Consider the following 24,520-nt stretch of genomic DNA (forward strand, 5'->3'; position numbering starts at 1 on the left):
TCGAGCGAGGCTGCGCGCATGGCGAACCTCGAGTGCTGAAGCTCGCTCAGTTTGCCTCTGGAGCCGGTTGCAGCCGGTTTGCCCGCGCCGGCGACGACACCCCGCGCGGCGCGGCGCCAGCCCCTGCCTGAAGCCGCTCGGCCGCCTCCTCCAGACACGACACCATCAGCTGCGCGCTAGGCGTCAGGCCGCGATTGCGGTTCCACAGCACGCCGGCAGGACGCAGCAGCCGCGGCAGGCTCAACGGCAGCGTATGCAGCGGCTGAGCGGTGTCGCCGGCGGGTGTGCCCGCCATCACGGCGATGAAGTCCGAGATCTGCAGATGCGCGCGCGCGACGTGAATCGACAGCGTTTCGATGTAGTTATTGGTCAGTGGCACGTCGTGCGCTTCGAGTGCGCGTTCCAGCGGATCGCGCAGTATCGAGCCGGGCGGCGGCAGTATCCACGGAAAGGGACGCAGATCCGACCATGCCAGCGTCTTCCTGCGCGCCAACGGATGATGACGGCCCGTCATCAGCGTAACGGGCTCTTCGAGAAGCTCCTTTTCGTCGAAGCTGCCGAGCGTATCCGGCGGCGGCAGACGGCCCACCACGAGGTCGAGATGGCCTTGCCAGAGTTCGGGCAGCAGCAAAGCCGTGGTGCCTTCCGTGACCATCACGTTGGTGCCGGGCGAACGCTGCTTCAGAAGGCTCAGTGCTTGCGGCAGCAGCACGGAGGCCGATGCGGGCAGCATGCCGATGTGCACCTTGCCCTCGGTTCCCGAACTCAGCGCTTTCAGTTCGTCGCGTGCCTGATGAAGGATGGTCAGCATCTCGCGCGCGTGGCGGATCAGGCAGTCGCCATACGGTGTGGGCACGAGCCCTTGCGCCGTGCGAGAAAACAGCGTGAGCCCGAGTCCTTTTTCGAGTTCGGCAAGCGACTTCGACACGGCGGGCACCGTCACATGCGTGACGTCGGCCACCTGGGTCAGATTGCGATACGTGTCGATCGTCACGAGCAGGCGCAGATGACGCGCCTTCAGATTGATCTGCAGGTACCAGTCGAGAGCTGACACGTCGTGTACCTCCGCGGTTTCACCATCTCTTGAATATGCGCGCCGCCCGGCGCGTTCAGGTCAGCCCTTCGGCTGCAGCGCGTGCAAGGTCATGCCGAGCGAGATCGACGTGAAATAACCCACCGTGACGAGCAGTTCGGCGATCACGGCGCGTCCGAGCCCGGCGTCGTAACGTGCAAAGCGCGCGTCGTCGATCGCGCCGCCCGCGAGAAGGTCGCAGACCGCGTCGCAGATCAAACCGAAACGATCATCACCGGCTTCGGGTCGCCGCTTCTCCAGGATTGCAGCCACCACGACCTCTGGAACGCCGGATTTCAACGCATGGCGGCGATGATTGGCGATCACGTAAGGCGCATTCCAGAACACGGCCGTCGAGAGAATGGCGACTTCGCTTTCCGCCTCGCTGAGCACGGGCGATCGATCGACATGCGTGCCGATGATCTCCATGCCTTCGGCGAGATTCGGGTTGTGCAGCCAGATATTGAACGGCGTCGGGATGCGCCCTCGCCCTTCGCCGAGCCGTGAGATGACTTTCTTCTGAGCGTCGGTGGCGTTGTCCGCGTCGATGCGTTCGAGTCGGTTGTCCGTCATACCCGTTCCTTCGAGTGTTCGTTCAATGAAGAGGTGCTAAAGCAGTGGCGCTCACAGCAGGCTGCTCGGCCACGGAATATGGATGATCTGATCGAACACGCCATAGATCAGCGCCGTCACACAGGCCGCGAGAATCAGACTGAGCCGCCAGGACTCGCGCCCTTCGATCCGCATAAACGCGACGATCACGATCGGCACCGTCGGGATCATGCCGATCAGCGACATGCAGACCAGGAACCCGACGAACCAGCCAAAGAACTTCGCTGCCCGCAGCAGCACGACCTTGTTCGGCAGCTTTTCGCCGTGGTCGCTCGATACATCCATGTGGATGCCGCCACCGGCGTTCGCCATGCCTGCTTGCGCCGGAATGAAAAACACCTTGTAGGCGAGACTGCCCGTTCCGGCGATCACGAGAATGCTCGCGATGACCGTCGGCCCGATTCGCGCCATCAGGAGCCAGCTCTGCGCCGTCAGCAGCATGTAGAGTCCGATGCCGATGAAGAACACATAGACGAGGTCTTCGAGCTTGAACGCGATCTTTCCGCTCGGCCGCATCCGCGCGAGGCCGCCGCTGCGCAGTGCGCTGAACAAGGGCTTGAAGAAGACCAGTGCCGCGAGAATCAGAAGAACCATCACGACCGGACGCGTGACCCACTCCGTCCCGTAGCGCACGTACGAGATCGACATGTAGCGCTCCATCAGCACGCCGAGCACGAGACCGAGAATCAGCGGCGGACGCGCCCATTTGAGGCGCTTCATGGTCCAGCCGATCAGACCGGCGATCAGCAGCACGAACAGGTCGCCCCAGCTACGCGAGCCCTGAAAGGCGCCGACGTAGATGATGGGCATGATGACGGGCAGGATCAGCGTGTAGCGCAGCGTCGAAATCTTCGCGAACTGCCCGCTGAGCAGAAAGCACAGTCCTGCGCCGAAGATGTTCGCCAGTGCGATCGACCAGACCATCGAATAGGTGAAGTCGAGATGCTTGGTCAGCATGTCGGGCCCTGGGATGAAGCCGTGCACCATCATCGCGCCGAGCAGGATCGCCTGAGCGGCGCCGCCCGGCACGCCGAACGACAGCATCGGCACGAGGCTGCCGCCTTCGCGTGCATTGTTGGCCGCTTCAGGCGCAATCACGCCGCGCACATCGCCCGTGGTGAAGGTCTGCTTCGCGCCCTTCGAGGTTTGCAGCGCGTGGCCGTAGGCGATCCAGTCCGTCACCGCGCCGGTGATACCGGGCACTGCACCGAGGATTGCGCCGAGCCCGCCGCAGCGAAGCACCAGGAACCAGTTACGCAAGCTGTCGGCCACGCCCTGTTGCATGCCCTGGCGCGAAGTGAACTGCACATTCTCCGCGATGGCCGTGCGCCGGATCGCAAGCTCGCACAGTTCCGGCAATGCAAAGATGCCGAGGATGATCGGCACCAGCGGAATGCCGTCCTGCAGATAAAGAATGTCCCCCGTCCAGCGCATTTGCCCCGTAGCGACGTTGGTGCCGACCATGCCGACCAGAATGCCGAAACAGGCCGCGACCACGCCCCTCAGCGGCGCGTTGCCCGACAGGGCCGACACCATCGAGACGCCGAAGATCGTGAGCCCCAGCATTTCCGGCGTGCCGATCGACAGCACGAAAGGCCGTACCAGCGGCAGCGAAACAGCAAGAATGACCGCGCCGATCAGGCCGCCGAGCAGTGAAGACATGTAGCACGCACTCAATGCGCGCGACGCTTCTCCGCGCTTCGTCATCGGCAGCCCGTCGAGTACGGTGGCCTGCGACGCCGCGTGTCCCGGCACGCCGAAGAGCACGGCGGGAATGACGTCCGAAGTCGTAATGACGGACGCCATGCCGAGCAGCATCGCAAACGCCGCATACGGGTCCATCGTGTAAGTGAACGGCACCAGCAGCGCGAAGCCCGTCAGCCCTCCGATTCCCGGCAGCAACCCGATCGACAGTCCGACGACGACGCCGAACACGAGGAAGATCAGACGGTTGAACTGCAAGAGCGTCGATAGCGCATGGCCTGCTGCCAATAGCGTTGCGTCGTTGAAAAATTCCATGCGTCATCCTGATGAAAGGGCAAGCTCGCTGGCTCACTTGATGGGTCCCACTTCACGCGCCGGCGAGAATCGAGGGTTTCCCACCTCGCGACGAATTCAGTCGGCAAGCGACGGGTACAGCACCTTCGCCGTACGTCCCCAGACCCACGCGCGTTCGTCGTCGCTGAGACCTGCGAAACACGCATGTCCCTGATCGATCAGCTTCTTCAACGGTCCCGCGGAAGCCGGATAATTCGAGCCGAAGGCCAGGTGATCGGCGCCGAACACCTTCGCCAGTTTCTGGAAGAATGCCTCTGCTCCACCAGGCGCTGCCTGCGCGAGATCGAAGGTTCGCGGCGTGATCTTCATGTAGATGTTGTCGTACTTCGCCAGATCGAACAGTGCAGCACAACGTGCATACGGCGGGCCATCCTCGAGATCGGGACGCGCACAATGATCGAGCGCGATCTTCACCGTGGGGAAACGTTCGGCGAGTTCGGCGACCATCGACAAGCCATCCGGCGTCGTCTGCACTGCCATCGTCATGCCGATCTCTGCGCAGCGCTCCCAGATCGGGAATGTCGCCGGATTGACCAGCCAGCTTCCGTCGCTCTGATGCGTCGCCCCGCCCGTGAAGAGCCGGATACCGCCCATGCCGTTGGCCAGCCAGTAGTCGAAGGTCTTCAGCGCATCGGGTGCGAGCAGGTCGAACGAATAGACACCCGTGAAGCGCTTCGGAAATTGCGCCACGCTGTCGGCCACATACGCGTTGTTGTGCCCGTAGGTCGTCGACGAATGCACGATCGCGGCTTTTGCCACGCCGGCCTCGTCCATCTCGGCGATCATCTGTTCGAACGTGACGGGGCGCGTGGCCGACCACTTCGAGCGATGTCCGTGTTGCGGAGCGACCGGATAGCGATCCGTATCCGCCGAAATGATATGCGGGTGAATGTCGATGATTTCAGGTGTCATTTGCCTAAGCCTTTTGATGGTGGCTGTCATTCACCTGCATGAGGTTCATGACGTCTCGTGGTCAGATCAAGCGATCAACGCGAACTGAAGATGAGCTTGCGTGCGCTCTCTAGCTGCGGTTCGGGCGTCGCGTACAGCTTGCTGACGATCTGCTCCACCGCGCTGCCGTCGATCGGATCGATGGGAAAACCCGAAGTTTTCATGGCCTCGATGAACGAGGGATCCGCAATCGTCTTTGCAAACGCATCGCGCAGTGCGTTCAGACGATCCTGAGGCACGTCCTTCGGCACGGCGATCGGACGCCCCGCGTTGAACGGCAGCAGGAACAGGTTGAACAGCGCCTTCACATTGGGATCCGTGATGTACGCGCTCAGGTTCGGAATATCGGAGAAAGGCGCCGGACTGTTCCAGCCAAGATGCAACAACACCTTCATCTTGCCGTCGGCAAGCATGCGCACGGGTTCGCCCTGTTGCAGACCATCGATGGTCGACGCCCAGCCGTCGACTTCGCCGCGCTGCATCGCCAGATACACTTCGCCGCGGCCCGTGTATCCCGGCACGATGCTCATCTTCGCGCCGAGGTATTCGTCGAGCAGCGCGGGCAACGTTCTGTCCTCGTTAGCGAAGCCTGTCGCGCCGATGTACATCTTCTTTTTCATCAGGTCGTCAGCGGTGGTGACGCCGGAACGCGTCATCGACACCAGGCAGTATTCGACCTTGTTGAGACTGCCGAGCCATCTCACCTGGCGGGGATCGAATCTGTTCTGCCGCGGATCGAGCAGAGGGATATAGAGGTTGTTGCGCTGAAGAAAGCCGATCACGGTGCCGTCGTTGGGCTGTCTGGACTGAAGCGACGCCGCCGCGACCATCCCGCCGGCGCCCACCACGTTCATCACCACCGCACGCGGTTTGCCGGGAATGTAGTTGACGAAGAAGCGCGCGAACTGACGCGCGATGATGTCAGTCGGCGTGCCTGCATCGGCGCTGACAACCAGCGTCAGCGTCTTGCCGTGATAGAAGTTTTCGACCGACTGGCCAAAAGCGGGTCCATTCATCGCCATCGCGGCAATACCCAGCAGCGCCGCGCAAGCGCGAATTGCGGTCCTGAACTTCATGGTCGTCTCTGTCTCCGGTAATAGTCCGCGATTCGCATTCGTGGCCAGGCCGACACATTGCAGGCCGGATGCGGATCGCGTTGTCTACGTTCGTTTATCGAGTGAACGTAGACAAATTTTGCCAGCACGACGACGTGGGTCAATTGAGAAAAACGGCGAGGGGTTTGAGCAAATGGTTAAGGCCCGCGCAGAACGGCGGGCGGCAGGCAGGTTCGTGTGAGCGGGCGACGCTTAACGCGCGGCCCGGCTCTTTTCGGCGAGACGTTGAGCCGCCTCTTCCAGACACGAGACCATCAGTTGCGCACTGGGCGTCAGGCCACGATTGCGATTCCACAGCACGCCCGTCGGCCGCAGCAGACGGGGCAGGCTCAACGGCAGCGTGTGAAGCGGTTGTGCGGGATCGTTAGCGGGCGTGTCGGCCATCACGGCAATGAAGTCCGATACCTGCAGATGCGCGCGCACGACGTGAATCGAGAGCGTTTCGATGTAGTTGCTGGTCAACGGCACGTCATGCGCTTCGAGCGCACGTTCGAGCGGATCGCGCAGTATCGATCCCGGCGGCGGCAATATCCACGGGTACGGTTGCAGGTCCGACCACTTCAGTGTCTTCCTGCGGGCCAGCGGATGCTGACGGCCCGTCACCAGTGTCACCGGATCTTCAAGCAGTTCCTTCTCCTCGAAACTGCCGAGCGTATCCGGAGGCGGCAGACGGCCCACCACGAGGTCGAGCCGCCCCTGCCAGAGTTCGGGCAAGAGCGAGGCCGTCGTCCCTTCGATCACCACCACATTGGTTCCGGGCGAACGCTGCTTCAGAAGGCCCAGCGCTTGCGGCACCAGCACGGACGCCGATGCGGGCAGCATGCCGATGTGGACTTTGCCCTCGGTGCCCGAACTCAGCGCTTTCAATTCGTCGCGTGCCTGATGAAGGATCGTCAGCATCGACCGTGCGTGGCGAATCAGGCAATCGCCGTACTGCGTGGGCACGAGGCCCTGAGCCGTGCGTGAAAACAGCGTGAGCCCGAGTCCTTTTTCAAGCTCGGCCAGCGACTTCGACACGGCAGGCACGGTCACATGCGTGACGTCGGCGACCTGGGTCAGGTTGCGGTACGTGTCGATTGCCACGATCAGGTGCAAATGGCGCGCCTTCAGATTGATCTGCAGGTACCAGTCAAGCTCCGACACGTCGTGTGCCCCCTTTTACCAACTCGTTAAGTCTGAGGCCATTTTACTCAATTGCCCGCAGTTGCTGTTCGCTGGCAGGATCGCGATGCGCCCGATGGCGCTTTTTTGCATTGGCCGCAAGCTACACGATGAACGACAACTCGTCGGCACGACCGGCGTATGGAGACAGCCGATGACCCACACCTTAAGCCGCCGCCGCTTTCTGCGCAGCGCCGGCCTGCTCGGCCTGAGCGTTGCCGCTGGCGGGCTCGCCGTGCCGTATTTCGCGAGGAGCGCGACGACCCAGCTGCGCATCGTCAGCAACCCGGGACTGGAGAATGCCACGCTGAACGCGTTGATGGACGAGATGGGTTATTTCAGGCAGTTCGGCGTCAATGCGATGATCGTGCAGATCCCCGGCGCAACGGGCCCTTTCGATGCCATCTCCGCGGGCGCGGCAGATGTCTGCATGGTATCCGGCTACAACATGGTGTTGTCACGCATCGCGCAAGGCGCCAGGGTCAAGATCGTCGGCGCCGGGATGAAGAAATGCGCGCTAACGGTTTTCACGCGGCCCGCCGATAGGGTCACGACGCTCGCCGATCTAAAGGGCAAGACGGTCGCGGTCGGCCCGACCTTGGGCTTGCTGCATACGCTGATGCTGCAGTTGATGAAGGAAAAGGGGATCGACGCTTCGCAGGTCAATTTCGTCGATAAAGGCAGCAACGAACAATGCTACGACGCGGTTATCAGGGGCGAAGCGGACGCGTGCTGCGCGAGCATCTCGCATCTGAACGTTTCTGGCGGGCTCGTGGCGATCAGCGATGCCAACATGTGGCAAGCGCTGCCGCGATGCATTTTCCAGACCGCCTATGCGTCCGATACTGCATTGCAGGAAAAGCACGAGGGATTGGTCGCCGTCATGGCCGCCTATGGCGCGCTCTACGATTTCCTGATGTCGCCCGCATCGCGCGATGCGTTCTTCGAAGCACGCAAACACGCGCAGAAAAAATTCGACAAGCAATCGGCGCAGGCCATCTGGGAGTTCAATGAATCGCAACGGCCCTACTCGAAGGATCTCTCGCTGACAGGCGACGATATCGGCTATCTGCAAGACATGTTCATCGGCCTCGGCAGCCTGAAGCGGAAACAACCCTTCGCGGAAGTGGCCGACATGTCGGCGGCAAAAGCCGCGACGAAGCTGCTCGGCTGAACGGGTCACGCGGTTCAGTCTTTGCGATGACAAAAGCCCCGCAGGCCGGATCGATGTCCGGCCTGCGGGGCATGCTTCATTTGGGTGCTGCGATGCGTGCGTCCTGCATCATGTCAGAACGTGTGCCGGATACCCGCGATGATTGATATCTGCGAACTGCCGGCCGGAGGCGTGGGAACAGGCGTGATGGTGGTCGCTGCGAGCGCGAGATTGCCGTAGTTGTGGATATGCTCGCCCGTCAGGTAAAGAAACGTGCGCTTCGACAGCAGATATTCACCGCGCAATACGAGCACCAGCGCCTTGTTGGGCGAATGGTCGTACTTGAGTTGCGCCACCATGCCGTCGACATACACGAACGGTGTAACGGGTACGGTGCCCGTCACCCAGAAGAGGTTGCTCTTCGGCGTCTTGAGGCCTTCGTCATCGCGCCTGATCCAGCCTACGCCGAACTTGGCTTGACTGATCTTGAAGTAGCCACCCAACGTGAACCGGCTGTCGGTGAGATTCGGTGAAGTGAGGCCGCCGAACGTTCCTGACGTGCCGCCGTAGTTGCGTTCATAAGAGGTCGCCACGCCCCAGGTGTGTCCATCGTACTTACCCATGACCGAATATTCCCGGCATTCGTTCGACGGTGTCGTCTGTCCCGGGCAATTGGCGGCTGCGGCGGTCGCCGGATTGCCGTTCACGGCATCGCGACCGAAGCTGTAGTTCACCCCGCCTTCGAATCCGCCGAGAAAATAGCGGTAGCTCACGGAATTGTCGGCGCGTGCATTGGCGATGCCGTTATCCAGCGTGGTAAGACCTTGCGCGCCCGTTCCGAACGGATTGATGAACGAGGTCGCATAGAAGCGCATCGTGTATTGACGCCCGAACGTCAGCCGGCCGAACTTCCCATCGAGACCGACGTACGATTGCCGCCCGAACAGACGGCCACCTTGCCGCGACGTTCCATTGCTGGGCATGAAGCCGCCTTGCAGATCGAAGATCGCCTTCGTCCCGCCGCCGAGATCTTCGCTGCCGCGAATCCCGAAGTACGACGTTGCCGTTCCGTCTCCCATGCGATAAGCGTTGGTCGTGGCGTTCTTTCCCTTGGCCACGTTGTTGACGTATTCCAATCCCTGATCGATCAAGCCATAGATGGTCACCATACTGGTACCCGTGGCTTTACCATCGGCCGCGCCTTCGTCTTCAGCCTGCGCCCAGGTCGGCACAATGCTCATCAATGCCGCGCAAGCACATATTGCGGTCCTGTATTTCATGATTGATGCCGTCTCCTTGAATGGGTCACAATGTGCCAGATCGCGAACTGGCGTCGCTATCGGGACTTGGACCATGCTTTTTCGTTTGTTTGTAACGCACTGAAATTTTGCCAGCGCGTGACGGCAGGTCTATTGAGAAAAACAGCCTCGGCATTGAGCGAATGGTTAAGCTCCATGCGGCGCGTTGAAGTTCAGGTGCTATTCGGGCAATTACAGGCTGGGGCGCGAAATGTTCTCAGGCGACCTGCCCGATACGCAGAGCAGATGCGATGTCGGAAGAACTCGCGTTAGGGTGACTTGAAGAAACACTCAACCGCTCGTCGCTTTTATTCAATGGCCTAAGTGTTTTCCCTAGTGTGAAATGCGGCTTCGTCGCTGCGGAAATTCGCGGCCATCTTCAAGTTAGAAGGGTAAGAAAATGAACATGTCGATCAAAGCCGCTTTCGTCACTGCAGTCGTCCTGGTTCCGGCACTGGCGTTCGCTCAGACGAACGTGCCTCTCACGCGCGGGCAGGTTCGCGCGCAACTCGTACAGCTGGAAAACGCCGGCTACAATCCGCTCGCTGATTGTTCGGGGGATTGTCCGGGAAGCCTGCAACGTGCTCAGGCCATCATCGCGCAACAGGAGGCCAACGCGAACGCCGCTTACGGTCCTGCGTTTAATGGTACGGAACAATCCGGCAAATAAGTCGGATGCATTCCGACCCTTGCACGGTAATCAGCTCGAATGCATGTGTTCGGCGCGCATGATCACGCGTTCGAACACATGAGCAATTTCCCACTGCATCGAACTGTGCCGCTATGGTTTGGCCGCCCACGCTTCAGCCGTCCGTCGAAACCGTCGTTGCCTCCCATGCATCGATTTCCGTCTTCGACGTCGACAGTTTTTCTCGCACGAACCCGAGTGCGTCGCTGCCGAGCAAAAGATGCGCGGGCGGGTGATCGGCAGCCATGACAGCCAGCATGGCGCGTGCAGCTTTCGTGGGATCTCCCAGTTGCTTGCCGCTTTTTTCTTCACGGGCTTTGCGGATGGGGTTGAAGATATCGTCGTAATCCGCAATCGAGCGGGGCGTGCGCCTCATCGAGCGGCCCGCCCAGTCAGTGCGGAACGAGCCCGGCGCCACGGCCGTCACGGCAATGCCGAAGGCTTTGACCTCTTTGCCAAGCGCCTCGGAGATACCCTCCAGCGCGAATTTGCTCCCGCAGTAATACGCGATTCCCGGCATCGTGATGTGGCCGCCCATCGACGTGATATTCAGAATGTGACCGCGACGGCGCTTACGCATGAATGGCAGAACAGCCTTCATCATGGCGACCGCACCAAATACATTCACATCGAACTGCTGGCGCATCTCCGACAGCGGCGTTTCCTCCATGATCCCTTCGTGTCCGTAGCCGGCATTGTTGACCAGTACGTCGATGGGTCCGACGCCAGCCTCGATTTCCGCCACGACGCCGTCGATTGAGTCGAAGTCGGTCACGTCAAGCACACGCCCCCAAGCGGCATTCGCGGACAGAGACTCGAACTCGCGTTTTGCCTGCTCGCTTCTCACCGTACCGACGACTTGGTGACCCGCTGCCAGTGCTTCTTGTGCAAGGGCGCGACCGAAGCCGCTGCTGACGCCGGTGATGAGCAGAGTTTTGCTGGATGCCATTGAAGCTTCTCCCAGATATCGGTTGGAGAGTGCATACTAATCTGGCCAACGGAGCACGATAAGCCGAGTTACGCTGATTTTCTTGCATAAAACTATGAGAACGACACGCGCATCGAAGCAGTATCCGGATCTATCCGCTCGAAGCCAGAAACGCATGATTGCCTTGCTCCGCGCGTTGGCACCCGACGAAGGGTACAACCTCACGGCACTGCCAGGCGTGCGCATCCTGCGGTCGAACCGGGCACTGTCGCGCACGCCCGTTCTGTACGACCCTGGTATCGTGATCGTCTGCCAGGGCCGCAAGCGAGGCTATTTCGGCGAGCAACTCTATCTGTACGATGAGCGTCACTACCTCGCCGTATCCGTGCCTGTGCCGTTCAGCATGGAGACCGACGCGACAGCGGAGCGCCCGCTGCTCGCGCTGTATCTGCACCTCGATTTCACATTGGCCGCCGAGCTTGCGGAGCAGATCGACCACGAAGGCGGAGCGGCGCCCTCACAAGCACCTCAGAGCATGATGTCGACGCCGATGGATGACGCAATGCAGGCGTCGGTGTTGCGATTCCTGGAGGCAATGAATCGGCCGCTCGAAGCTGCCGTGTTGGGTGCCGGGTTATTGCGTGAACTGTATTTCCGGGTGCTCACGGGAGCCCAGGGAGCCTCGATGCGCGAGGCGTTGGCGTTGCGAGGACAATTCGGCCGGATAGGCCGGTCACTCCGACTGATTCATGCAAGCTATGCGCAGCCGCTCGACGTCACGCAACTCGCCGGCGAAGCGGGTATGAGTGTCCCGAGTTTTCACAGCCACTTCAAGGCCATTACGCAGGTGTCGCCGATGCAGTACGTGAAGTCGACGCGTCTGCATCAGGCTCGACTGTTGATGGTGCGCAAGGACCTGACCGCCGAAGCGGCGGGACACGCCGTGGGTTACACGAGCCCATCGCAGTTCAGCAGGGAATTCAAGCGGCTCTTTGGTTTGACGCCGGCGGCGGAAGCGAAGCGTATGCGCGAGAGCTTCGCTATCCCCGCAGAATTCGCAGATACGGCTTACGTCTCTTCGCACTGATCGAGGCCCGCGCGGCCATCGAACGAGCGTGCTGTTCGCATCAGGCCCAAACCGAAAAAATTTTTTGTTCTCAACCTTTCGGACCCACCTTTCTCCCCGTTCCCGGCTCTTGCACTATTCGCAACATCAACACCGAACACGGTTGCTTGATCGCCCGGCGAACGTGCCCTGCCCGTTCCAGCGAAGCGCCTCCATCGATGAGCGGCAGCACGCAATCGCCCCATGCCCGCTGGCATGAACGGACAAATGAAAGGAGACAACCCATGTCCTCACACCCCGCCATGCCGGTGGACGCTGAACAAGCGACCGCCGATGCAACCTTCCGGCGGGCAGCATGGCACTTTATGCCACTGCTGTTCATCTGCTACGTCGTTGCTTACCTTGACCGCGTGAACGTCGGATTCGCAAAACTGCAGATGCTGAACGATCTGCACTTCAGCGATGCAGTCTACGGACTCGGCGCCGGCCTCTTCTTTGTCGGTTACTTCTTCTTCGAGATTCCAAGCAATCTGCTGCTGCATCGCGTGGGCGCCCGGCGCTGGATCGCGCGCATCATGGTGACGTGGGCAGTGCTTTCGCTCGCGACGGCCTGGGTGACCACACCCGCGACGTTCTACGTCGTCCGCTTCCTTCTCGGTGTCGCGGAAGCAGGGTTCTACCCCGGCATGATTCTCTACCTGACTTACTGGTTTCCATCGCACCGCCGCGGGAAGATGATGGCCGTCCTCACAGCGGGCAATCCAGTATCGGGCATGATTGGCGGACCGCTTTCCGGATACATCATGCACACCTTTGCCGGAACCGCCGGATATGCAGGATGGCAATGGCTTTTTATCATCGAAGCCGTGCCGGCTGTCGTGCTCGGAGTCGTCGTCTATTTCTTTCTCGACGACCGCGTGCAAGATGCAAAGTGGCTTACCGATCAGGAAAAAGCGCACATAGCGCGCGAGATAAGTGGCGACGCTGCGAAGCGCACGCACGGATCCGTCAAGGCGGCTTTCACGTCGAGGTGGGTGTGGTTGCTGTGCGTAATCCTGTTCGGCATCATCATGGGATCGTATGCGCTCGGATTCTGGCAACCGACGATCATCAAAAGCGCCGGCGTCAACGACCCGTTGACCGTCGGTCTGCTCACCGTGATTCCCTATACCTGTGCGCTCATTGCCATGATTCTCGTTGGCCGTCACGCAGATCAAACGCGGGAACGCAGGTGGCACGTCAGCGCGCCCGCCCTCCTCGCCGCTCTTGGCTTCTGTATATGCGCGCTCAGTGGCAACCAGTTGATTCCATCGATGATCGGCTTGTCCCTCGCAGCAGCAGGCATCATCTCCGCATTACCGATGTTCTGGGCGCTTCCGACCTCGTTCCTCGGCGGCGCGGGCGCGGCGGCCGGCATCGCACTGATCAATTCGACAGGCAACCTCGCGGGCTTCGTCAGTCCTTCGGTGATGGGATGGCTCAAAACCGAAACCCATTCGCTGACATCCGGCCTTTACCTCGTAGCGGGCAGCCTCACGCTCTCTGCGATTCTGATTCTGGTTTTTCTTCCCGCTCGCATCGTCAATCGATGAGATTCCCGGTGCGCGTACAACGGGACGCACTGCATTGATGTTTATCTGGAGAAAGTCATGGCTGACAAGAAAGATGCCCCCCAGGCCCCCGTGGAAGCAACGGGCATGAAGCGTGGACTGACGTCTTACGGTGATCAGGGATTCTCGCTTTTCCTTCGCAAGGCATTCATCAAAGGCGCTGGATATACGGACCAGGCGCTGGATCGTCCCGTCATTGGCATCGTGAACACTGGCAGCGGCTTCAACGCATGCCACGGCAACATGCCGCAACTGGTCGAAGCGGTGAAGCGCGGCGTGATGCTCGCGGGTGGCTTGCCCGTCGACTTCCCCACTATCTCGATCCACGAAAGTTTCTCGTCGCCGACATCAATGTATCTCCGCAATCTGATGTCGATGGATACCGAAGAGATGATTCGGGCGCAGCCGATGGACGCGGTCGTGTTGATCGGTGGATGCGACAAGACAGTCCCGGCACAACTGATGGGCGCGGCATCCGCCGGCATTCCGGCTATCCAGCTTGTCACCGGCTCGATGCTGACGGGATCGCATCGCGGCGAACGTGTCGGCGCGTGTACCGACTGCCGACGTTACTGGGGGAAGTTTCGCGCGAACGAAATCGATCAGGAAGAGATCGCCGACGTGAATAACCAGCTTGTCGCGAGCGTCGGCACCTGTTCGGTAATGGGCACCGCCAGCACGATGGCATGCATTGCCGAAGCGTTGGGGATGACCGTGCCTGGCGCGGCGACGCCGCCTGCTGTGACTTCCGACCGAATCCGTGTGGCAGAACAAACCGGCACGGTTGCAGTCAGGATCGCGAGCGAACGCTTGACCATCGACAGGATTCTCACGCCAAAGGCTTTCGAGAACGCGATGCGCGTGCTGCTGTCGATTGGCGGATCGACGAATGCGATCGTCCACCTCGCTGCTGTTGCGGGTCGCCTGGGCCATAAGATCGACCTGGACATGCTTGATCGCATGGGCAAGGAAACGCCGGTGTTGCTGGACCTCAAGCCTACGGGCCAGCATTATATGGAAGACTTCCATAAGGCAGGAGGTGTCGTCACTTTGCTTCGCGAGTTGAAGCCTCTGCTGCATCTGGATGCGCTGACCGTGACGGGACGTACCCTCGGCGAAGAGATCGAAGCAAGCGGCGCTGGGTTCAGACAGGATGTCGTGCGTTCGTTCTCGGACCCTATCTACCCGCAAGGCGGCCTTGCCGTGCTCCGTGGCAACCTCGCGCCCGCAGGGGCGATCATCAAGCAATCGGCCGCCGATCCCGCGCTCATGGAACACGAGGGCCGGGCTGTCGTGTTCGAGAACGTAGAAGATCTGATCAACCGGATCGACGATGAAGCACTGGACGTCAAGCCGGACGATGTTCTCGTACTGAAGAACATCGGACCGGTCGGCGCACCCGGCATGCCGGAAGCGGGGTATATCCCGATCCCCCGCAAACTCGCGAGGGCCGGCGTAAAGGACATGGTGCGGATTTCGGATGGACGCATGAGCGGAACTGCTTTCGGCACAATCGTACTGCACGTGACGCCCGAAGCCGCGATCGGCGGGCCGCTCGCTTATGTGCGCAACGGCGACCGCATTCGTCTTAGTGTGTCTCGTCGCGAGATCGCGCTGCTGGTTGCCGATGAAGAAATGCGGAAGCGTGCCGAAGCAATGCCCGTCGAGCGGCCAACCGCCGAACGTGGTTATCGCAAGCTTTTCCTGCAAACGGTCACCCAAGCCGACGAGGGTGTCGATTTCGATTTCTTGCGTTCAGCGAGTCTGCAGAAAGATCAGGCGTCGAAGCTCGGATAGGAGGTTAGTACAGGTATTGCCTCTTTTTTGCGGCACAACGGCCCCGTCTTCGCGGGGCCTTTCTTTTAGCAACTGTTCTATTCAGCAACCACGCGTGCGGCTCGCAATTCGAGTAAAGCAGTCACGGCTGCATGTCGCCGTGAGGACGATTGAACAAACCCAGCGCCTCGCGGGCAAACACCTCCACCAGCGCAAAACGAGGTGTATGGCGCGCCATGATCAGCCCGATGCGGCGAACCGGTGCGCGTTCCGGCAGCGGTATGCGCGTGATAGCCAGTCCGCTCGTCCACATCGACGGCCAATCGGGCAATAGAGAGACGCCTAGCCCCTTGTCCACGAGCGTCGCAATGGCAAGCAAGCCGTCGATCTCCAGTCTCGAGCGCGTATGGATATGGTGATCGCGAAGGTATCTGTCCGCAAGCTGGCCGCCGAGAACCGAGCGAGCGTAGCGAATGAACGGTTCGTTTTGCAGAACCTCGTGAGCGTCCCGCCCCACCATCGACTCGTGGGCAACGACAACCAGCGGCTCCTCCGTGAGCGGTTGCCATTCACACGTCTTCGGCATCGCGAACTGAGGCTCTACTACGATCGCCACGTCCAGTTCGCTGGCAGCCACTTTCCGGCACAGTTCGACAGAACTGCCGGGCTCCACGAAGAGCTTCATATCAGGATGGTGGGCATAAACACGCTGCAACACCGACGGCAATACGCTCACCATTGCCGACACGAATACGCCGACCCTCAGTTCGCCAATCTGCGTCTGGCCGTCCTGTGCGATTGCCTGCATGTCGCGCATCGCTCGCAGAAGCGCCTGCGCGCTGTCGAGAACCTTGACTCCTTCCGCCGTAGGTCTGACGTATCGGCCGGAACGCTGGATGAGCGGTGCGCCCAAAGTCTCCTCCAGCGAGCGAATGCGGGCCGCCACTGCTGTTGCAGTCAGCCCAAGGCGTCGCGCGGCTTCTGCAATCGACCCGCTTTCCACCACCGCGACGAAACTTTGCACGTAACGAATGTCCATGACCGATTTTACGATGCGGCACACTGCATCCGCACGTGTTCGATCATCTCGCTCGTTATGCGGGTATCAGTTGTCCGGGTTGCCCGAAACGAAAGAGGCGAACGCACTGTACGGCGGATTCAGTGCAACGCCGTCCTTCATAATGCCGAACGTATTGTTCCCGCTATCGAGGATGTAGTACATCACGGACTGAACGTTGTGCGCTTTCCGCCCTTGATAGAAACTGCCCAGCGTTTTCGTAATGTAGCTGGCGCGATAGTCCTGAGCCTTCTCCGGGCCCGTGTTCCATTCCGTGATCATGAACGGTACGCCATATCGTGCCTTGCAATACGTCGGGAGATCGAATCCCGGGCCCGCGCCATCCATTCCGATGTTGAAGATGTCGCCATACACCTCGTAGTTGTGCCAGGTCGTGATGTCCCAACGCACTTTCGGGTGCCCGCCCGTGCCATCCGGTTGCATGCCGTCCCACAACGCGTCCGCTGCGCCGATATCGGCAACGCAGAAGTTGATACCGCATTTCGCGGATGACTGCACCGCCTTCACGCCGTCGATCATTCCACGCATCGCCCCGCGCATGACGGGCCAATTCAGGTTATTGAAGTCGATGGCCTTGGTGCCGGCGTTGGTGAAGTCAAGAACTGTTGCGTTTTGACGCGTCAACTCATTCCCACACTCATACATCGTGACGCCGTATTGCTTGAGCGCGTTTGCGATGGACATGGCAGCCTGCAATCCGCGGTTATAGGCGGCAGACTCGCTCGGAAACAGATTGTTATTCGAATCGTAGATGCCCATGTTGATGAGCACCAGCAGCGAAATTCCATTCGACTGAAACGCTTGAGCCAGTTTGGAAACGGCGCTGATCTGCGCGGGATCGTCAGTGCATCCGACGCGGTAGGTCGTGCAACCTATCCCTTTGAGGATCGATACGAGCTGCGCCGGCTTATACGTATAGTCGTAGTGTCCGTTGATACCGTAGAACATTCCCGCCTGGGCTGCGACAGCGACGCGTGGATCGCTGCAAGGCAGCCAGACGTCGAGGTCCGCGCACACATAGAACTGCCCGCCCGTACCGATGTGCCAGATCTTCCCGCCATACCAGAGCAACAGCGACACGTTATACGTGTTGCCCACGGTAAGCCCATTGCGATATACGACGCCGTTCTTGACCGTCCACCTCGATCCCATCTTGTCGATGATGACGGAAGCCGAAGGAATCGTCGTGCCGTCCGGTGACGCTCCACTGGTTACGGCTCCGAAAGCCTGTCCATACGTGCTCATGAGATATCCACCACCCAGAGCCGTCAGGCTGCCAAGAAATTGACGTCGCTTAATCATCGAAAATGAGTTCTCTCGAGAAAGTTTAAGGGAACAAAAAATTTGGTTTTCGTTCGTATATGCGAACCCGAAGGACAGAACGATCGAGTTCTATTTAAACAGTACTGCTTACTGATAATGGCAATGAGTCGCCTGCTCGATGCGCGGAATTGAAGGCCCGGAGATCGACTCTTTGAGGTGGCGACGCAATTTGGCTGCGGGTTCATCCCGCCACCTGTTGCCGCTCATTCCGATGCGTTACGCAAACATCTCCCTGCGTAAGCAAAGGGAGCGTGCAACTCGTTCGCCCCCGCCGTTCGACCGGGGTAAATAATACCCGTCTAACGATTTGATTTACATACTTCTCGCCTGCCAATAGGCCAATTAGCGAGATTCTTTCCGCCGTTAATTTCAGGAAAGGAAATTCCGCCTTATTCGAAAACGCGGGAAAAGATGTTTCATCTTTTTGAACCGCCTTACCTGGCGAGCCGGTATTTATTGGACTTATTGCGCTGCAACCAGGTCATACCTTGCCTTGAGAAGGTCGCGACCAGGGTCGAGCGCCGGTTCGGCTCTCTCTTTGAAGTCACAATTACCGACCGCCACGCAGTGTAGAACCGGTGAAAATTTAATCGCGATGAGAAAATCTTTTCGGAATCGACCCCGAACTCAAATGACACTCAGGCCTTGTGCGTCGACAGCAGGATGCTGGTCTCCGTATTCGCGATCCCATCGATCAGCCTGATCGCTGCCAGTACGCGATCGAAGTTCTCCAGCGAATCGGCGTGCAATTCGGCGATCAGATCCCAACGCCCGTTGGTGCTGTGAATGGTGGCCACGCTTGGATGCCCGCGCAAGACCTTGACGACATCGGCAGCCCGGTTGCCCTGCACGGCGATCGACATCAGCGCACGGATGCGATGCTTCTCCGCCGCGGGCTTGAGCCGGACCGTATACCCGACGATCACGCCGTGCTTCTCCAGCCGCAAGAGCCGGTTTTGCACCGTCGCGCGCGCCACTCGCAGTTCCTTCGCCAGCGTGACGACGGAAGCGCGCGCGTTATCGCGCAACAACGCGATGAGCTGACGATCGACGTCATCGAGATTGATCATCTGTTTACCTTTGACGCGATGAATGGGCGCACAGCATAAGGGCACCGTCTCGCGAAACACCATACGCTTGAACAAATTGCTATCCGGACTCTAGCAAAATGCCCGAAAGCTGGACACTTTTAGCACCTTTGCCATCTTTCTGTTGGCTGCCCTCGTCGAAATAATGTCTCTGTCGGCGGCGTATCATGCCGCAAACCGCTTAGGCAACAGATCTGATCGACAGGAGACAACACCATGACCCGCTTTCTCGACGTTCCCGACACTAGCCGCCTGGTAGCAACCATCGGCGTGCCGCGTTTTCTCGCCGAGCTGGTCGGCACTTTGCGAGCCGACTATCTGCGATGGACGGACTTCGACAAATCGCCGCGCGTCGCGTGCCATTCGCGCGACGGTGTGATCGAACTGATGCCCGTCGCCGACGCAAAGCTGTTCGCGTTCAAGTACGTCAACGGTCATCCGGTCAATGCACAAAGGGGCATCCATACCGTGATGGCGTTCGGCGCGCTCGCCAACGTCGACACGGGCTATCCCGTCCTGCTCGCCGAGCTGACACTGACCACGGCGCTGCGCACGGCGGCGACCTCCGTGCTTGCCGCGCAAGCATTGGCGCGTCCCGATTCGAAGACGATGGCGCTGATCGGCAACGGCGCACAAAGCGAATTTCAGGCGATTGCGTTTCACACACTACTGGGCATCGACGAAATCCGCGTGTTCGATGTCGATGAGCACGCGACCGCGAAGCTCGTGCGCAACCTGTCGGCGTACCCGGCATTGCGCGTCGTGCGGACTGCTTCGACGGCCGACGCTGTGCGCGGCGCCGATATCGTCACGACGGTCACCGCCGACAAGGCGTATGCAACGATCCTCACACCGGACATGATCGAGCCCGGCATGCATCTGAACGCGGTAGGCGGCGATTGTCCGGGCAAGACCGAACTGCATGCCGACGTACTGCGCATGGGTCGCGTGTTCGTCGAATACGAGCCGCAAACGCGTATCGAAGGCGATATCCAGCAGATGTCCGCGGACTTCCCCGTTGTCGAACTATGGCGCGTTCTGCGGGGCGAAGCGGCCGGCCGCGAGAGCGCAACGCAAATCACCGTGTTCGATTCAGTCGGCTTCGCGCTGGAAGACTATTCCGCGCTGCGTTACCTGCATGCGCTCGCGCTGCAACACGATGCCGGCACGCAGATTTCACTGATTCCCCCTGCAGCCGACCCGAAGAACCTCTTTGCGCTGATCGCCGCGGAATCCACGCCTGCGGCTGAAAGCGTCGCGTTCGAACTGGCGCACTGAATCGCAATCGCCTCGCTGCTCCTTCTTGCATCTTGCAACCACGTGCTCATATGAACCGATTGTCGACTCAGGCGCCATCCGCCGTCGTGATGGTGCGGCCGCACTGCTTCACGCCCAACCCGGAAACGGCCGCGGACAACGCATTCCAACATGCGCCTGTCGCCTACGACGGCGATGCGCGAGCGCTGCTCTCCAACGCGGCACACGACGAAGTGACCATCGCGGCGCAAACACTCTCCGACGCGGGCGTCCGCGTGCATCTGTTCGATGACCTTGGTGGGGACAGCACGCCCGACTCCGTCTTCCCCAACAACTGGTTCTCGACGCATGCGGGAGGCCATGTCGCGCTGTATCCGATGTACAGCAGCAACCGGCGGCGCGAGCGGCGCGCCGATGTGATCGAACTGCTCAAGTCGGAATATCGGGTACAGGATGTCGTCGATTATTCGGGCCTCGAACACGACGAGATCTTTCTTGAAGGGACGGGCGCGATGGTGCTCGATCACGTGGCGCGCATCGCCTATACAGCACGCTCGCGGCGGGCGAATCCGGTAGCGCTGGAACGCTTCTGCACGCACTTCGGTTTCGAGCCGATGTGCTTCGACACCGCCGACTCCAACGGCGAGCCTGTCTATCACACGAACGTGATGATGAGCGTCGCAACCGAATTCGCGCTGGTCGGCTTCGACGTGATCAGCGATCCCATCCGGCGTGAGCACGTTCAACGTCGTCTGGTCGAAACAGGGCGCACGGTGATCGCGCTCGACAATGGACAGTTGAACAACTTTGCGGGGAATGCGCTCGAACTGACGGCACGCGACGGCCGCCTGCTTGCGCTGTCACGGCGTGCATTCGACTGCCTCACGCAACGGCAGCGCAGGCTGATCGAACGTTCGGCGCGGCTGCTGCCGCTCGACGTTCCCACCATCGAACTGGCGGGAGGCTCGGTGCGCTGCATGCTGGCGGGTATCCACCTCGCGCGTAGAGACCGCTAGGCCCTACTGGCGAGGCTCGGTGGTCGTCTGCAATTCGAGTCCGCCCGCCATTTCCGGCGTCCCGCGCAAAACATCTGGACGCCCGGACATTCCTCCCCACGGCTGACGTGCCGATACTGGCACTCACGCGATCTGCAACACCGGTCCCATTCTGAAAGCCCGAAGCGCTGTGCATCACACATCGCTTCGACGGCCCCTCGGCCTTTCCGGCAAACCGCTTGTCAGATCCCGTGCGCTTCGCCCGATCGCCGCGCGGGCACGCTCGAAGCATCGTTTCGCGGCGCCAACTGAGGCGCGGGACGCACGCATTGTCGAACGCGCCGCCCCGGTCTTTCAGGAGATCTCCATGTCCGTTGTCGATTCCGCTTTCGCACCCGTCGCAGACTTCGCCGCCGTCAAGCTCCGTCAACAGGCAGCCTGGTCGACGGGCGACTACGCCGTCGTCGGCACCACGCTGCAAATCGTCGGTGAGAACCTGTGCGAGGCGCTCGATCTTCGCGCAGGCAGCCGCGTGCTCGACGTCGCCGCGGGCAACGGCAACGCGACGCTAGCCGCCGCGCGCCGCTGGTGCGAGGTGACGTCGACTGACTACGTCGCGTCGCTGCTCGATGCAGGTCGTGCACGTGCGCAAGCTGAAGGCCTCCGGGTGCAGTTCCAGGAAGCGGACGCTGAAGCGCTGCCCTACGCGGACGCTTCATTCGACGTCGTGATGTCGACCTTCGGCGTGATGTTCACTCCCGATCAGCAAAAAGCGGCGGCCGAACTCGCCCGTGTTTGCAAACCTGGAGGACGGATCGGCCTCGCCAACTGGACACCGGACAGCTTCATTGGGAAGCTGTTCAAGACGATCGGCAAGTACATTTCGCCGCCCGCCGGCGTGAATTCGCCGGCGCTCTGGGGGACGAAGGCGCGCCTCGACGCGTTGTTCGACGGCACTGCGCGGAATATCACTGCGATCAGCCGCGATTTCACGTTCCGCTATCGTTCGCCGGTGCATTTCATCGAGGTGTTCCGCACGTTCTACGGGCCGATGAACAAGGCGTTCGCTTCACTGGAAGGAGAACGGCAGGCGGCGTTCCTCGCCGATCTCATTGCACTGATCGACGACGGCAACCGGTCGAACGACGCAACGCTTGTTCTGCCTGGCGAGTATCTCGAAGTCGTGGTGGAGCGACTGTAGATCCAGTGAGCAGCAACACACGTGTCTGCAAAAGTCCAACGTCGAGCCGTGCATCTGTCGGCGGCTCGACGACGTTTCGCCCGATCCGTTCAGCGGGTGATAGCCAAACGCTCCTCCAGGCAAGGCTCGTCCAACTATGGCATGGACTCTGCAAGTGCACGGCGTTCGCACCGACGTCAAAGCGCGATCGGTTTCGTCGACCGCGCCGGAGAACATCGTGCTCATCCATCTGTTGCCGTTATCGACAAAGGCGCTTGACCGACATGAATAGCACCGCCGCATCGCCAGCCTTCTCATCTGCAACGTCGGTGATCGCGTTGCATTGCTCCGGGTCGGGAGCCGCGCAATGGCGAAAGCTCGGCGAGGCCCTGGGTTCACGCCACGCGTTCGTCACGCCTGAGCACTACGGCTGCGAAAGCACGGGGCCGTGGAGCGGCGAGCGAGCATTCACGCTCGCCGACGAGGCAGCGAGGACCGTCGGCATCATCGACGCGTCGAGCGGCAAGGTCCATCTCGTGGGTCACTCGTATGGCGGTGGTGTAGCGTTGCGTGCAGCGCTCGAACGGCCCCATCGCATCGCGAGTCTGACGCTCTACGAGCCCTCGGCGTTTCATCTGCTCAAGATGATGGGCTCGTATGGCACGCATGCACTCGCAGAAATCATTGCAATTTCGAAGCTCACCGCCGATGGCGTGAGCTGCGGCGACTATCGCGGCGCCGCCGCTTCGTTCGTCGATTACTGGGGCGGCCTGGGCGCGTGGGACGCGCTGCGGCCTTCTCTGCAGGCCGCGCTCACGCGCTGGGCTCCGAAGGCGCCGCTCGATTTCCGCGCGCTGCTCGACGAGCGCACGCCCGCCGATGCATACGCCACGCTGCGCGTACCGGCACTGATCATGCGCGGACAGCACGCTCCGTTTCCAACGCGCGCGATCGCCGAGCGCCTGCCGATGCTGCTGCCGGCGGCGCGGCTTGCGGTTGTCGAAGGCGCGGGACACATGGGGCCCGTCACGCACGCCGACGAAGTCAACGCCGCCATCGTGCGGCATATCGCCGAAGCCGAAGCTGATCTTTGCGCAACGCATTGAAGGATGAAGCCAGGATCGTCACCGCGTACGCACGCGCAAGCTGCCCGTCACTTCCACCCTTCGAGCCTGAGGGTCGCCCGCACCAGCCGCTGCTCTTCCTGCTCGATCTCCTGCAGGCTGTCGCGCACGCTGTTGATGTGATCGGCGGCTGTCCGATACGCTTGTTCGGGCAGCTTGCCCGTCACCGCGCTATAGAGCCGCGCATGCTGGCGGTCGATCCGCTTGCGATGCGGCTGACGGTGATAAAGATTGTTCACCGACGCGAACACCGAACTCAGCAGCAACTCGGTCAACGACCGGAGCGTATGCACGAGCACGGGGTTATGCGACGCCTCGCAGATCGCCAGATGAAATGCGTGGTCGAGGCGTGCATGCGTCGCGGGGTCCGTATCGGTTTCGTGCGCGGCGAGCATTTCCTCGTAGCGGCGCGTGATCATCATGTAATCGGCGGGCGTGCCGCGCAATGCGGCGAGGCGCGCGGATTCCGCTTCGAGCATGCCGCGCACCTCGAACAGGTCGTAGAGCGTGCGCGGCTGTGAAGCGAGCAGATGCATCAGCGGTGATTGCGGCGGCTGCGCGGTCAGATTCGCGACGAACGAGCCCTTGCCGTGCGCCGTTTCGATGATGCCCCGCGCGCGCAGCAGCTTGAGCCCTTCGCGCAGCGCCGTTCTCGATACACCGAGCTTGTCCGTCAGGCGCCGCTCCGACGGCAACGCCTGTCCTGACCTCAGCACGCCGTCGACGATCAAGCGTTCGATGCGCTCCGCGACGACGTCCGCAATCTTCCGATCGGCCTCTTTTCCGCTCGATTCCGTGTCTGCAATCACTGGTATGACCACTTTCTCAACTGGTTTTTCATGAAGCCGATGATACTGCCATTTCCTGCATTCTTGCTGGCTCAACGCGCTCAACGCGCCGTAGACCGCGGATAAAAACTGGTATTACCACCTTCCATCTTCATCGACAGCCCGATCCGAAACGTGAACAATCGGCGGCTACACGGAT

21 protein-coding genes are annotated in these 24,520 nt (G+C 60.7%); 9 read left to right on the forward strand and 12 right to left on the reverse strand.

Features of this window, described 5'->3' with window-relative positions; translation table 11 throughout:
• Positions 1–46: 46 nt before the first annotated feature.
• The 6 genes from G3N95_RS03945 to G3N95_RS03970 form a co-directional block, all read right to left on the reverse strand.
• The gene (locus G3N95_RS03945; RefSeq protein WP_346778350.1) at positions 47–1,054 is read right to left on the reverse strand and encodes a LysR substrate-binding domain-containing protein; all 1,008 of its coding nucleotides are present in this window, start codon (positions 1,052–1,054) and stop codon (positions 47–49) included.
• A gap of 60 nt (positions 1,055–1,114) precedes the next feature.
• A complete protein-coding gene (locus G3N95_RS03950) occupies positions 1,115–1,645 on the reverse strand; it encodes a carboxymuconolactone decarboxylase (protein WP_205968623.1) in 531 nt (176 codons plus the stop codon).
• Between the two features lie 51 nt (positions 1,646–1,696).
• Positions 1,697–3,703, reverse strand: a complete 2,007-nt coding sequence (locus G3N95_RS03955; RefSeq protein ID WP_205968624.1) for a tripartite tricarboxylate transporter permease — start codon at positions 3,701–3,703, stop codon at positions 1,697–1,699.
• A 96-nt stretch (positions 3,704–3,799) separates the two neighbouring features.
• Positions 3,800–4,654: an amidohydrolase family protein gene (locus G3N95_RS03960; protein WP_205968625.1), complete on the reverse strand. Its 855-nt coding sequence runs from the start codon at positions 4,652–4,654 to the stop codon at positions 3,800–3,802.
• Positions 4,655–4,728: 74 nt separating this feature from the next.
• On the reverse strand, positions 4,729–5,769 hold the full coding sequence (locus G3N95_RS03965; protein WP_205968626.1) for a tripartite tricarboxylate transporter substrate-binding protein: 1,041 nt from the start codon (positions 5,767–5,769) through the stop codon (positions 4,729–4,731).
• A gap of 231 nt (positions 5,770–6,000) precedes the next feature.
• Positions 6,001–6,951: a LysR substrate-binding domain-containing protein gene (locus G3N95_RS03970; RefSeq protein ID WP_205968627.1), complete on the reverse strand. Its 951-nt coding sequence runs from the start codon at positions 6,949–6,951 to the stop codon at positions 6,001–6,003.
• 172 nt (positions 6,952–7,123) lie between these two features.
• On the opposite strand from G3N95_RS03970, the gene G3N95_RS03975 reads away from it, so the two are divergent.
• A complete protein-coding gene (locus tag G3N95_RS03975; RefSeq protein ID WP_205968628.1) occupies positions 7,124–8,143 on the forward strand; it encodes an ABC transporter substrate-binding protein in 1,020 nt (339 codons plus the stop codon).
• 113 nt (positions 8,144–8,256) lie between these two features.
• Here the strand turns inward: G3N95_RS03975 and G3N95_RS03980 are convergent, their stop codons facing one another.
• Entirely contained in the window at positions 8,257–9,402 is a 1,146-nt protein-coding gene (locus tag G3N95_RS03980) for a porin (protein ID WP_205968629.1), read from the reverse strand.
• 424 nt (positions 9,403–9,826) lie between these two features.
• On the opposite strand from G3N95_RS03980, the gene G3N95_RS03985 reads away from it, so the two are divergent.
• Positions 9,827–10,090: a DUF4148 domain-containing protein gene (locus tag G3N95_RS03985; RefSeq protein WP_241018189.1), complete on the forward strand. Its 264-nt coding sequence runs from the start codon at positions 9,827–9,829 to the stop codon at positions 10,088–10,090.
• A gap of 133 nt (positions 10,091–10,223) precedes the next feature.
• Here the strand turns inward: G3N95_RS03985 and G3N95_RS03990 are convergent, their stop codons facing one another.
• Positions 10,224–11,057, reverse strand: coding sequence for an oxidoreductase (locus tag G3N95_RS03990; protein WP_205968631.1), 834 nt, complete (start codon positions 11,055–11,057; stop codon positions 10,224–10,226).
• A gap of 94 nt (positions 11,058–11,151) precedes the next feature.
• Here G3N95_RS03990 and G3N95_RS03995 point away from each other — a divergent pair, with 94 nt between their 5' ends.
• The 3 genes from G3N95_RS03995 (at position 11,152) to G3N95_RS04005 (ending at position 15,509) form a co-directional block, all read left to right on the forward strand.
• On the forward strand, positions 11,152–12,123 hold the full coding sequence (locus G3N95_RS03995; protein WP_205968632.1) for an AraC family transcriptional regulator: 972 nt from the start codon (positions 11,152–11,154) through the stop codon (positions 12,121–12,123).
• 281 nt (positions 12,124–12,404) lie between these two features.
• Positions 12,405–13,694: an MFS transporter gene (locus G3N95_RS04000; protein ID WP_205968773.1), complete on the forward strand. Its 1,290-nt coding sequence runs from the start codon at positions 12,405–12,407 to the stop codon at positions 13,692–13,694.
• A gap of 57 nt (positions 13,695–13,751) precedes the next feature.
• On the forward strand, positions 13,752–15,509 hold the full coding sequence (locus G3N95_RS04005) for an IlvD/Edd family dehydratase (RefSeq protein ID WP_205968633.1): 1,758 nt from the start codon (positions 13,752–13,754) through the stop codon (positions 15,507–15,509).
• A 121-nt stretch (positions 15,510–15,630) separates the two neighbouring features.
• Here the strand turns inward: G3N95_RS04005 and G3N95_RS04010 are convergent, their stop codons facing one another.
• The 3 genes from G3N95_RS04010 to G3N95_RS04020 form a co-directional block, all read right to left on the reverse strand.
• Complete coding sequence (locus G3N95_RS04010) at positions 15,631–16,527, reverse strand: LysR family transcriptional regulator (RefSeq protein WP_205968634.1); 897 nt, start codon at positions 16,525–16,527, stop codon at positions 15,631–15,633.
• A 66-nt stretch (positions 16,528–16,593) separates the two neighbouring features.
• On the reverse strand, positions 16,594–17,868 hold the full coding sequence (locus tag G3N95_RS04015; protein ID WP_205968635.1) for a hypothetical protein: 1,275 nt from the start codon (positions 17,866–17,868) through the stop codon (positions 16,594–16,596).
• Positions 17,869–18,527: 659 nt separating this feature from the next.
• On the reverse strand, positions 18,528–18,959 hold the full coding sequence (locus tag G3N95_RS04020) for an Lrp/AsnC family transcriptional regulator (RefSeq protein ID WP_205968636.1): 432 nt from the start codon (positions 18,957–18,959) through the stop codon (positions 18,528–18,530).
• Positions 18,960–19,193: 234 nt separating this feature from the next.
• On the opposite strand from G3N95_RS04020, the gene G3N95_RS04025 reads away from it, so the two are divergent.
• The 4 genes from G3N95_RS04025 (at position 19,194) to G3N95_RS04040 (ending at position 23,515) form a co-directional block, all read left to right on the forward strand.
• A complete protein-coding gene (locus G3N95_RS04025) occupies positions 19,194–20,255 on the forward strand; it encodes an ornithine cyclodeaminase (protein WP_205968637.1) in 1,062 nt (353 codons plus the stop codon).
• Positions 20,256–20,305: 50 nt separating this feature from the next.
• The gene (locus G3N95_RS04030; protein WP_205968638.1) at positions 20,306–21,250 is read left to right on the forward strand and encodes an arginine deiminase-related protein; all 945 of its coding nucleotides are present in this window, start codon (positions 20,306–20,308) and stop codon (positions 21,248–21,250) included.
• Between the two features lie 346 nt (positions 21,251–21,596).
• Positions 21,597–22,430 (forward strand): class I SAM-dependent methyltransferase, encoded by an 834-nt coding sequence (locus G3N95_RS04035; protein ID WP_205968639.1) that lies wholly within the window; start codon positions 21,597–21,599, stop codon positions 22,428–22,430.
• A 263-nt stretch (positions 22,431–22,693) separates the two neighbouring features.
• A complete protein-coding gene (locus tag G3N95_RS04040) occupies positions 22,694–23,515 on the forward strand; it encodes an alpha/beta hydrolase (RefSeq protein ID WP_205968640.1) in 822 nt (273 codons plus the stop codon).
• Between the two features lie 47 nt (positions 23,516–23,562).
• On the opposite strand, the gene glcC is transcribed toward G3N95_RS04040, so the two are convergent.
• On the reverse strand, positions 23,563–24,342 hold the full coding sequence (gene glcC / locus G3N95_RS04045; RefSeq protein WP_346778351.1) for a transcriptional regulator GlcC: 780 nt from the start codon (positions 24,340–24,342) through the stop codon (positions 23,563–23,565).
• Positions 24,343–24,520 lie beyond the last annotated feature (178 nt).

The organism is Paraburkholderia sp. Tr-20389 (assembly GCF_017104565.1).
In the GTDB taxonomy this organism is placed as follows: Bacteria; Pseudomonadota; Gammaproteobacteria; order Burkholderiales; family Burkholderiaceae; genus Paraburkholderia.